Source organism: Pseudomonas sp. KUIN-1 (assembly GCF_009176725.1).
Classification (GTDB): Bacteria; Pseudomonadota; Gammaproteobacteria; order Pseudomonadales; family Pseudomonadaceae; genus Aquipseudomonas; species Aquipseudomonas fragariae.
Genome location: NZ_AP020337.1, coordinates 2,190,855 through 2,202,208 on the forward strand (window position 1 = coordinate 2,190,855; position 11,354 = coordinate 2,202,208).

The 11,354-nt window shown below is 63.3% G+C and carries 2 protein-coding genes; one reads left to right on the top strand and one right to left on the bottom strand.

Annotated elements, in window-relative coordinates:
• The first annotated feature begins 1 nt into the window (after position 1).
• Positions 2-8,632 (top strand): amino acid adenylation domain-containing protein, encoded by an 8,631-nt coding sequence (locus tag KUIN1_RS10240; RefSeq protein WP_172980048.1) that lies wholly within the window; start codon positions 2-4, stop codon positions 8,630-8,632.
• A 257-nt stretch (positions 8,633-8,889) separates the two neighbouring features.
• Here KUIN1_RS10240 and KUIN1_RS10250 read toward each other — a convergent pair whose 3' ends face one another.
• Entirely contained in the window at positions 8,890-11,301 is a 2,412-nt protein-coding gene (locus KUIN1_RS10250) for a TonB-dependent siderophore receptor (RefSeq protein ID WP_116887075.1), read from the bottom strand.
• Positions 11,302-11,354 lie beyond the last annotated feature (53 nt).

Below are 11,354 nucleotides of genomic sequence, written 5' to 3' on the forward strand. Positions count from 1 at the left end.
CATGGACAAGTCTGCAGCAGAGCGTATCGCCCAGCGTTTCGTCGGCTTGCCCGTCGAACAGCGCCGGCAGATCCTCGCCAAGATGCACGAGACCGGACAGAGCTTCAAACTGCTGCCCATCGCCGTGACCCGGCATGCCGCAGCGCGTATTCCGCTGTCTTACGCGCAGCAGCGCATGCTGTTCCTCTGGCAGATGGAACCGGGCAACGCGGCCTACAACGTGCCCATGGCCGTGCGTCTGAATGGCGCATTGGACCGGCAGGCCCTGAGCGCGGCGCTGGACCGGCTGGTGCAGCGTCATGAAACCCTGCGTACCCGATTCGTTTCAGAGGACGGCGCGTTCTATCAGGAGATTCTCGAACAGGCCACGGTCGCCCTCGAGTTCGCGTCGGCGGCGCCTGCAGATATCGAGCAGCAGGTGCGCGCCGAGTTGCAACAGCCCTTCGATCTGCTGAGCGGTACGCTGCTGCGGGTCAAGCTGTTCCAGTTGAGTGAAAGCGAACACGTACTGACCGTGTGCATGCATCACGTGGTATCCGATGGCTGGTCCGGCGAAGTGCTGATTCGCGAGTTCGTGCAGCTTTATCAGGCGCAGGTATCCGGACAGCCGGCTCCGTTACCCGAGCTGGCGGTTCAGTACGCCGACTACGCGATCTGGCAACGCGCCTGGCTGGAGGCCGGGGAGGGCGAGCGGCAACTGGACTACTGGAAACAGCAACTGGGCAGCGAACATCCGCTGCTGAGCCTGCCACTGGACCATCCGCGTCCGCTGCAACCCAGCCATCGCGGTGCAATGGTGCGCGTCGACCTGCCGCAGCAACTGTCCGCGCAACTGAAAAGCCTGGCGCGAAACAACGGCCAGACCCTGTTCATGGTGACGCTGGCGGCGCTGTCGGTGGTGCTGTCGCGTTTCAGCGGGCAGTCCGACATCCGCATCGGCGCCCCCAATGCCGGGCGCACCCGCAGCGAGCTGGAAGGGCTGATCGGCTTTTTCATCAACACTCAGGTGCTGCGTGTGCAGGTGGACGAGCGGCAGAGCTTTGCCGAGCTGCTGGATCAGGTCAAGCAGGTGGTGACGGGCGCGCAGTCGCATCAGGAACTGCCGTTCGAGCACCTGGTAGATGCCCTGGCGCCGGAGCGCAATCCGGGTCACAACCCGCTGTTCCAGTTCAAGATCAATCAGCACGTGCTGGCGGCCGATGGCAACGGGCAGCGCGTGTCGGGCCTGACGGTCGATGAGTTCCCGATGGACAGCAGCGATGCGCGTTTCGATCTGGCCTTCGACTTCACCGACACGCCCGACGGGATACGCGGTTATTTCACCTACGCCACCGACCTGTTCGAAGCGCAGACCGTCGAGCGTATCGCTGACGCGCTGCGCAGCGTGCTGCAAGCACTGGTTTCGGACACCGACCGGCGTCTGGCCGATCATCCACACGCGGTATCGTCGCCGGTCGCCGAGCAACCCCAGGACTTTGCCTGCCCCGATTTCCTCAGCCTCTGGCAACAGGGCCTGCGTGCCGGGCGTGGCAAGACTGCGTTGCGTGTGGGCCCGCAGGTGTTGAGCTTTGACGAGCTTGAGACACGCAGTAACCAATTCGCCCGCTACCTGCACGCCCAGGACATCAAACCGGGCATGACCGTCGCGCTGTGCCTGGACCGCTCCGTGGAATGGGTGGTCAGCCTGCTGGCGGTGCTGAAGCTGGGCGCGGTGTACCTGCCACTGGACAGCGCGCAACCGGCCGAGCGCTTGCAGCAACTGGCCCGTGACAGCGGCGCCGTGCTGCTGGTGCATGCGCCCGAAGACGACAAGGCCGCGCGGTTGGGCGTGTGCCCGGTGCTGGCGTTCGATGCTGCGCTGTGGGCCGCTGTCGACAGCCAGGCGCTGGACGTTCGGGCGCTGCCCGGGCAAGCGGCGTACATCATCTACACCTCCGGCTCCACTGGGCAGCCCAAGGGCGTGGTGATCAGCCACGGCGCGCTGGCCAACTATGTGCAGGGCGTGCTTGAGCGCCTGGCATTGAACGACGGGGCGAGCATGGCGATGGTGTCGACGGTCGCTGCCGACCTGGGGCACACGCTGTTGTTCGGTGCGCTGGCGTCCGGCCGGACGCTGCACCTGCTGTCTCACGAACAGGCGTTCGACCCGGACGGTTTTGCGCGTTACATGGCCGAGCATCAGGTTGACGTGCTGAAAATCGTGCCCAGCCATTTGCAGGGCCTGCTGCAGGCCGCCAACCCGGCGGACGTGCTGCCAGGGCAGGTGCTGATTCTGGGGGGAGAGGCCAGCGCCTGGGCGTTGGTCGAGCAGGTGCGTGCGCTCAAACCGGGCTGCCGCGTCATCAACCACTACGGCCCGACCGAAACCACGGTCGGCATCCTGACCCACGAAGTGGCCGGGCCTCTCAGCGCCTGCCGCAGTGTGCCGGTCGGTCAGCCGCTGGCCAACGGTAAGGCGCGGGTACTGGACGCTTACCTCAATCCGGTGGCCGAACGGGTGGCCGGTGAACTGTATCTGGGCGGGCGCGGGCTGGCGCAGGGTTATCTGGGCCGTGCGGCAATGACCGCCGAACGCTTTGTGCCGGACCCGGACGCCAACGGTCAGCGCCTGTACCGGGCGGGCGACCGTGCGCGGTGGGTGGACGGCGTGCTGGAATACCTGGGCCGTGCTGACGATCAGGTGAAAATCCGCGGCTACCGGGTCGAACCGGGCGAGGTCGGCCAGCTTCTGCAAACCCTGGACAACGTGGCTGATGCCGTGGTGCTGGCCCAGCCGCTGGAAAGCGATGAGACACGTCTGCAACTGGTGGCCTATTGCGTCGCGGCAGCCGGTGCGAGCCTGAATATTGAAAGCCTGCGTGGGCAACTGGCGGCGCGCTTGCCCGAGTATCTGGTGCCCGCGCAGATCATGCTCCTGGAGCGTCTGCCAGTGACCGCCAACGGCAAGCTCGACAAGCGCGCCTTGCCCATGCCCGGCGTGGTCAAACAGCGCTACACCGCGCCGGTCGGCGAGATCGAGGAAAAGCTCGCCGCCGTGTGGGCGGACGTGCTGAAACTGGAACAGGTCGGCAGCACCGACAACTTCTTCGAACTGGGCGGCGATTCGATCCTCAGTCTGCAGATCATCGCCCGCGCCAAGCGCCAGGGCATCAAGCTCAGCCCCAAGCAATTGTTCGAAAAACAGACCATCGGCCAGTTGGCTTCGGTGGCAAAACTGATTCAGAAAAAGCCCGTCGCTGCGGCAGAGCAGATCAGCGGTTCGTTGCCGTTGCTGCCGATTCAGGCACGTTTCTTCGAACTGGACATCCCCGAGCGCCAGCACTGGAATCAGGCGCTGATGCTCAAGCCGTTGCAAACGCTGGAGGCCGCTCATCTACAGTCGGCATTGACTGCGTTGGTCGAACAGCACGATGCGTTGCGTCTGGGTTTCACCCGGCAGAGCGGCCAATGGCAGGCCACCTTCGGCGCGCCGAACACTCGCGAGCTGCTCTGGGCCCATGAGCTGGACAGCATCGAGCGCTTGCCTGAGCTGGCCGCTGAGGCGCAACGCAGCCTGGACCTGAAAAACGGCCCGCTGTTGCGTGCCGTACTGATCAACCTGCCGCAGGGCGAGCAGCGCCTGTTGCTGGTGATTCACCATCTTGTGGTGGACGGCGTGTCATGGCGGGTGTTGCTGGAAGACCTGCAACAGGCGTACATCGCACTGGCAGCAGGTCAGCCAGCGCTGCTGCCGGCGAAAACCAGCTCGCTGCAAGCCTGGGCCGAGCATCTGCAGGCCTACGCGCACAGCCCGGCGCTGGAGCAGGAACTGGGCTACTGGCAGGCGCAATTGCAGGATGTCAGCGATGCCTTGCCGTGTGATCATCCGCATGGCGGCCAGCAACAGCAGCATGCGCTGTCGGTGGTCACCCAACTGAACAGCGAACTGACCCGGCAACTGCTGCAGGACGCCCCGGCGGCCTACCGCACGCAGATCAATGACCTGCTGCTGACCGCGCTGGCGCGGGTGGTCAGCCGCTGGACCGCGCAACCGCATGCGTTGATTCGTCTTGAAGGCCACGGCCGCGAAGACCTGTTCGACGCATTGGACCTGAGCCGCACGGTGGGTTGGTTCAGTAATGTGTACCCGGTCAGGCTTACCCCGCAGGCCTCGCTGGCCGACTCGATCATGACCATCAAGGAGCAACTGCGCGCAGTGCCCGACAAGGGCGTCGGTTACGGCGCGTTGCGCTACCTGGGCCGCGAATCGGCGCGGCAGATCCTGCAAGCCCTGCCGCTGGGCAGCATCGTGTTCAATTACCTGGGGCAGTTCGACGGCAGCTTCGACGCACCAGAGGCACTGTTCACACCCTCGGCCGACAGCAGCGGTGCCTCACAGAGTGCCGATGCGCCGCTGGCTGCGCCGATCAGCATCAACGGTCAGGTCTATGCCGGTGAGCTGCGCCTGAGCTGGACCTTCAGCGGCGCGGTGTTCGAGCGCGAGACCTTGCAGCGCCTGGCCGATGAGTACGCCGCCGAATTGCAACAATTGATTGCCCATTGCACCACCGAAGGCGTGGCCGGGGCGACTCCGTCGGACTTCCCGCTGGCGCGCCTGAGCCAGTCACAGTTGAGCAGTTTGCCGATAGCTGTCGGGCAGATCGAAGACCTCTACCCGCTGGCACCGATGCAGCAGGGCATGCTGTTCCACACCTTGTTCGAGCAGGAGGCGGGCAATTACATCAACCAGATGCGCATCGAAGTCAGCGGTCTGGACGTGCCGCGTTTCCGCGCCGCCTGGCAGGCCACGCTGGATGCCCATGAGGTGCTGCGCAGTGCTTTCATCAGCCATCTGCAGCCAGCGCTGCAAGTGGTCTTGCGTGATGTGCGCATGCCTTTTGTCGAGCTGGATGCGCGGGGGCAGTCGTCCGGCTGGATCGACCAATGGGCCGACGCCGACCGCCAGCAGGGTTTCGATCTGGCCCACGGGCCGTTGCTGCGCCTGGCCGTATTACGCACCGGCGAGCAGAGCCATCAACTGATCTACACCAGCCATCACATCCTCATGGACGGCTGGAGCAGCTCGCGTTTGTTAGGTGAAGTGCTGCAGCGTTATAGCGGCCAGACACTGCCTAGGCAGGTCAGCCGCTATCGCGACTACATCGAATGGTTGCAGCGCCAGGATGCCGGGCTCAGCGAGCTTTTCTGGACCGGTCAGCTGGCCAGACTCGATGAGCCCACGCGCTTGGTGCAGGCCTTCAAGGCGCCTGAGAACGGCGAGGGGCACGGTGATTACCTGCACTTGATCGACGCCGAGAACACCCGTCAACTGAGTGAGTTTGCCCGCGAGCAGCGCGTGACCCTCAACACGCTGGTGCAATCGGCCTGGCTGCTGGTGCTGCAACGCTACACGGGGCAGTCCAGCGTCACCTTCGGCGCAACCGTGGCCGGGCGTCCGGCGGACCTGCCGGGTGTCGAGGAGCAGCTCGGGCTGTTCATCAATACCCTGCCGGTGATCGCCAGCCCGCGTGCCGAGCAACGCGTGGCGGAGTGGGTGCAACAGGTGCAGGCGCAGAACAGCGCCTTGCGAGAGCACGAACACACACCGCTGTACGAGATTCAGCGTTGGGCCCGCAGCGCTGGCGAGGCGCTGTTCGACACCATTCTGGTGTTCGAAAACTACCCGGTTTCCGAAGCCTTGCAACAGGCTGCGCCGCCGGGACTGGTATTCGGCGGCCTGCACACGCAGGAGCAGACGCATTACCCACTGACGCTGGTGGTCAATCTCGGTGAAACCCTGTCGTTGTGCTTCAGTTACGCCCGTGAGGCGTTCAGCGAGCAACACATGGCGCAGTTGTCGGCGCATTTTCAGCAGGTCCTGCAGGCGCTGACGCATGACGCGCAGGCGGCGCTTGGCGAACTGGCGCTGTTGAGCGACCGCGAGCAGCAGCATGTGCTGCGCGAGTGGAACGCCACAGCCGCAGACTTCCCCAGCGAGGACTGCCTGCACAGCCTGATCGAAGCTCAGGTGCGCGCCACGCCGGAGGCTCCGGCACTGATCTTCGCCGCCGAGCAGATGAGCTACGCGCAACTCAACGCCCGCGCCAATCAGCTTGCGCATCGTCTGCGTGATTCGGGCGTCGGCCCTGACGTGCTAGTGGGGATCTGCGTCGAGCGCAGTCTGGAACTGGTCATCGGTCTGCTGGCGATCATTAAAGCGGGCGGCGCTTATGTACCGCTGGACCCGGATTATCCCGAAGATCGGCTGGTTTACATGATGCAGGACAGCGGGATTGGTCTGCTGTTGACCCAGACGGCGTTATTGGAGCGTTTGCCGATTCCGCCCCAGGTGCAGAGCCTGTGCCTGGATCAGCACGGCGACTGGCTGGAGGGTTACAGCACTGCCAATCCAGTCAACTTCAGCCATCCACTGAATCTGGCTTATGTGATTTACACCTCGGGTTCGACCGGCAAACCCAAGGGTGCAGGCAACAGCCATCGTGCGCTGGTCAACCGTTTGCACTGGATGCAGAAGGCCTACGCGCTGGATGGCAGCGATACGGTTCTGCAAAAGACGCCGTTCAGTTTCGACGTGTCGGTCTGGGAGTTCTTCTGGCCGCTGATGACCGGCGCACGTCTGGCCGTGGCGCTGCCGGGTGAGCACCGCGACCCCGAGCGGCTGGTGCAGACCATCCGCGAGCATCAGGTCACGACGCTGCATTTCGTGCCGTCGATGCTGCAGGCGTTCCTGACCCATCCTCAGGTGGAAAGCTGTAACACGCTGCGCCGGGTCGTATGCAGCGGCGAAGCACTGCCTGCCGAACTGGCCGCCCAGGTGCTCAAGCGTCTGCCGCTGGCCGGTCTGTACAACCTGTATGGCCCGACCGAAGCGGCCATCGACGTGACCCATTGGACGTGCAGCACGGATGACATCCTCAGCGTGCCGATCGGGCGGCCGATCGACAACCTGAAAACCCACATCCTCGACGACGGCCTGCTGCCTGCTGCACAGGTCGTGGCGGCGGAGTTGTATCTGGGTGGCGTCGGTCTGGCACGTGGTTATCACAACCGTGCAGCCTTGACGGCTGAGCGTTTCGTGCCGGACCCGTTCGACGAGCAGGGCGGCGGCAGGCTGTACCGCACCGGCGATCTGGCGCGTTATCGCGACGCAGGTGTCATCGACTACGCCGGGCGTATCGACCACCAGGTGAAGATTCGCGGTCTGCGTATCGAACTGGGTGAAATCGAAGCGCGTCTGCATGAGCATGCCGCTGTGCGCGAAGCCACGGTGATCGACATCGACGGGCCGTCCGGCAAGCAACTGGTGGCTTATCTGGTGCCAACCGATGCCGCTGAGGCGCCGGACGTTCTGCGCGAGCGTCTGCAGGCCCACCTCAAGGCTCACGTGCCGGATTACATGGTGCCGGGCTACTTTGTCTTTATCGATTCGATGCCGCTGACCGCCAATGGCAAGCTGGATCGCAGAGCACTGCCGAAACCGGACGTGGCCCGCTCACAGCAGGGTTACGTGGCGCCGCGTACGGCATTCGAGCAACGTCTTGCTGCGTTGTGGGAGCAGGTGTTGCACGTCGAACGGGTCGGGCTCAACGATAACTTCTTTGCCTTGGGCGGGCACTCGCTGCTGGCGGTTTCACTGGTGGGCAGGATTCGCGAGACGTTCGATATCTCCATCAAGCTGCATGACTTGCTGTTGCTGCAGACCCTGGGTGAGCTCGCCGATTTCATGCGCGCCGATGAGGCTCGGGTCAAATCGGCGGTCATCGCCATGAACGCCAATGGCTCGACGCATGCGCCACTGTTCTGCCTGCCGCCGGGCGGCGGTGGCACCTATTCGTATTACCCGCTGGCGGGCAGGTTGAGCGACAGCCGACGGGTTTACGGGTTGGTCAACAAGGCCTACGTGGTGCCGGGCTGGTTCGATACGTCGTGGCAGGACATGGTCGACTACTACGTCGAACAGATCCGCATGACCCAGCCGCACGGGCCTTACAACCTGCTGGGCTGGTCGATGGGCGGCGCGCTGGCCGTCGAGGTCGCGCATGTGCTGGAGCGCGCTGGCGAGGTGGTGAGCTTTCTCGGGCTGGTCGACACCCAGCTACCGGCATCGGTGGGCATGCAATGGGTCGAAGAGGACCCGCAAGTCACCACGCAGCAGCAGGGCGAAAACTACTACCGCAGCCTGATCAAGAGCCTGCAGGCCTTTGTGCCGGGCTTGCAGGAGCAAACCATTGTCGACCTGATCGAAAAGGCCCGGCAGTCGGTGAGCGGGGAGAGTGAAGTGATTGACCAGGTAATCGAGCAGATCGCATTGCAACATGCGATGAACGTCGACAGCCTGCGCAGCATGTTCCAGGACATCGCGGTGCAGGACGAAATCGAAACCGGTTACAAGTTACTGGAAGCCAACGCAAAACTCAGCCAGGCGTTTACCTTGAAAACTCTCAATGTGCAGGTCGATTGCTGGTGGGCAGGGCAGAGCCGTAAACCGGGGCAGATTGCCAAGGCCGAAGCGGTGCTGCTGGAACAGTGCTCGGTCAACGGACTGCGCAGCTCGACAACGATCGATCAACGGCACGACAACCTGGTGATCGCGGAAGCGTTTCTGCAGGGGCTTGCCGAGCGTTTGGTGTGACGCAGAGCGTCACGAACGGCATTCCCACGCTGAAGCGTGAGGAACGATAAGCGTCCTGAAGAACACCATCGTGCCCATGCTCCGCGTGGGCATGCCTTTCTGGACGCTCTGCGTCCTCTCTTGAGTGCGTGGCGCGGCGTAGCTGGTGTGACAGAGCGTCACGAACGGCATTCCCACGCTGGAGCGTGAGGAACGACAGGTATCTGGGCTGGAGCGTGCCTTTCTGGACGCTGTTGATCACGAGGGGCGAGCGTCGCTTAAAAATCACCGCGCAGGGTCAGGACGTAGTTGCGTGGGTCGCCGTAGTAGTTGCCGCGGTCGATGTCGCCGGTGGCCTTGTAGTATTTGCGATCCAGCAGGTTGTTGCCGTTGAGCGCCACCGTCCAGTGTTCGTCGATTTTCCACGCAACCCGCGCATCCCAGATGGCCCGGCCAGCGTTATCGATGGGTTGGGTCGACTCGTGTTCCGAGTAGCCGCTCTGCGCCGAGACCCCGCCGCCGATGGTCAAGCGACGCCAGGCGCCGGGCAGGGTGTAGCTGCTGGTCAGGCGCAGCATGTGCCGGGGTGTTTCCGCTGAAATCGATTGCCCGTCACTGCCGCGGGTGATGTTGAACGTGTAGCCGGCCAAGGTCTGCAATCCCGGTAACGGCTCGCCGCTGATTTCCATGTCGATGCCCTTGCTGCGCCGGATATCACCGTTCAGGTAGCAGGTCCCATAGGCATCATTGCTAACGCACTGACCAGCATTGGCATCATCCTCGACGGCCACATCCTTCTGCTTCACATAGAACAGCGCCAGTGACACATTCAGACGTTTGTCGAACAGCTCGCCCTTGATTCCGGTTTCATGGCTGGCGCCGATGGCCGGATCAAGCAGCGTGCCTGATGCGGTTCGATAGGCGCTTTGCGGCAGAAAAATATCCGTGTAACTGGCGTACCACGACCAGTCCCGGTTGAGGTCGTAGATGACCCCCGCAAACGGCGTGACCTGATTGTCCTCCTGGGCGCGACGGGTCACGCCTGCAGACGTGGTCTGATAGTCATAGCTGCTGACCCGGCCACCCATCACCAGGCTCAACGACTCTGTCAGGCTCAGGCGCAGGTTGCTGTAGACGCCATAGCGCTTGTCGCTGTAGTCCGTGCTGCTCCAGGCCGGACGCGGAGGTTCGGCAATCGCGTCGTGGTCGGGGCTGAAGATAGCCAGCGGTTGATTGGCGTTGACCGTGGCATAGCGCGACTCGCGTTTCTGTTCGGACCCGTTGCCGCCGACGGTCAACTGGTGACTCAGGCCAAAGGCGTCGAACCGGCCATCCAGGTGCGCGTCGATGCCATTGCTATGAATATCGTCCGAGCGGAACAGGGTTCTGACCAGCCGGGAACCGCTCTGCGTCGCTGGATCAATAGCGCCCTGTGCATAGGCGACCTTCTGATCGAAAGCGCCATCGGAGTGAGTGGCAGACAGTGTGCCGCTCCAGTTGTCGTCAAAGCGGGTTTCCAGTTCGCTGAACACTTCGTCGGTGCGGGTCTGGTGGCGGTTCCAGTCCTGGGCCAGCGACGTCGAACGCGGCAGGTCGATGGCCTTGCCGTTGCTGTAGCGAGGCAGACCGAAGATCGAAAAGCCCTGGGTGTCGGCGTTCTGATGGCGTACGCCCAGGGTCAGGGTGGTGTCTTCGCTCAGGTCGGTTTCCAGGATGCCGTAGAGCAACGGTGCGGTTTTCTGCAGACCATCGGTGAAATAGCCGCGGTCTTCATAGGACGTTACAAAACGCCCGCGGATGCTGCCTGAATCGTTGAGTTTGCTGCTGCCATCCAGATCGACCCGGTAGCTGTCCCAACTGCCTGCGCGAGTGGTGATCGACAACTGCGGCAGGGCGGTCGGGCGCTTGCGGACCAGATTGACCGCGCCACCGGGGTTGCCCGCGCCGATCAGCAAGCCGGCCGCGCCGCGCAGCACTTCGACGCGGTCGTAGATTTCCATGTCCGGGGTCATCCAGCCGGTCACGCTGTAACCCTGGCCAGCCACGCCATCGATGATGTAACTCTCGTCCTCCAGCGCGAAGCCCCGCGAACTGAAGACATGAGAGCCGAAATTGCGTTGGGAAAAGGTGATGCCGGGCGTCTGTGCCATCACCTCGTCGAGGCCGGTGAGGTTTTTGTCGTCCATCACCTGGCGGGTCATGACGGTAACCGACTGCGGCGTTTCGCGCAGCGACTGAGCGGTCTTGTTGATACTCACGCCAGTGGCCGCATACGAGCCGCTGCCCTCGGTGGTGATGCCGAACGAATCGCCCTTTATCGCCACCGGCCCCAGGTTCATGGTGTGTGCGGAGGCAGCAGCGCCAAGGGTCAGGGTGTTGTCTTCAAGACTGTGCGCTACGTTGGCTTTTTTCAGCAGGTCGGCGACTGCCTGTTCGGGCGTCAGCCTGCCGTGCACCGGGCTGCTGAGCTTGCCGTTCAGGTCGTCGGGGTTGTAGAGGATTTGCAGATCGCACTGGCGGCCCAATTCCTTCAGGGCACTGTTCAGCGTCTGCGCCGGAATATCGAATTCGAACTCATCCGCCAGCGCCTGTCCCTGGACACTCAACGCCAGCACCAGCCCCACGCCGCCCAGACGCAGGCCGAGCGTTTTCACGCGGCCTGTGCGCAGACGGCTGGAGGATGATTGCATGGCAGGGATAGCTCGTTGAGATCAATGGCGAAGGATAATGCATTTGCGGCAGC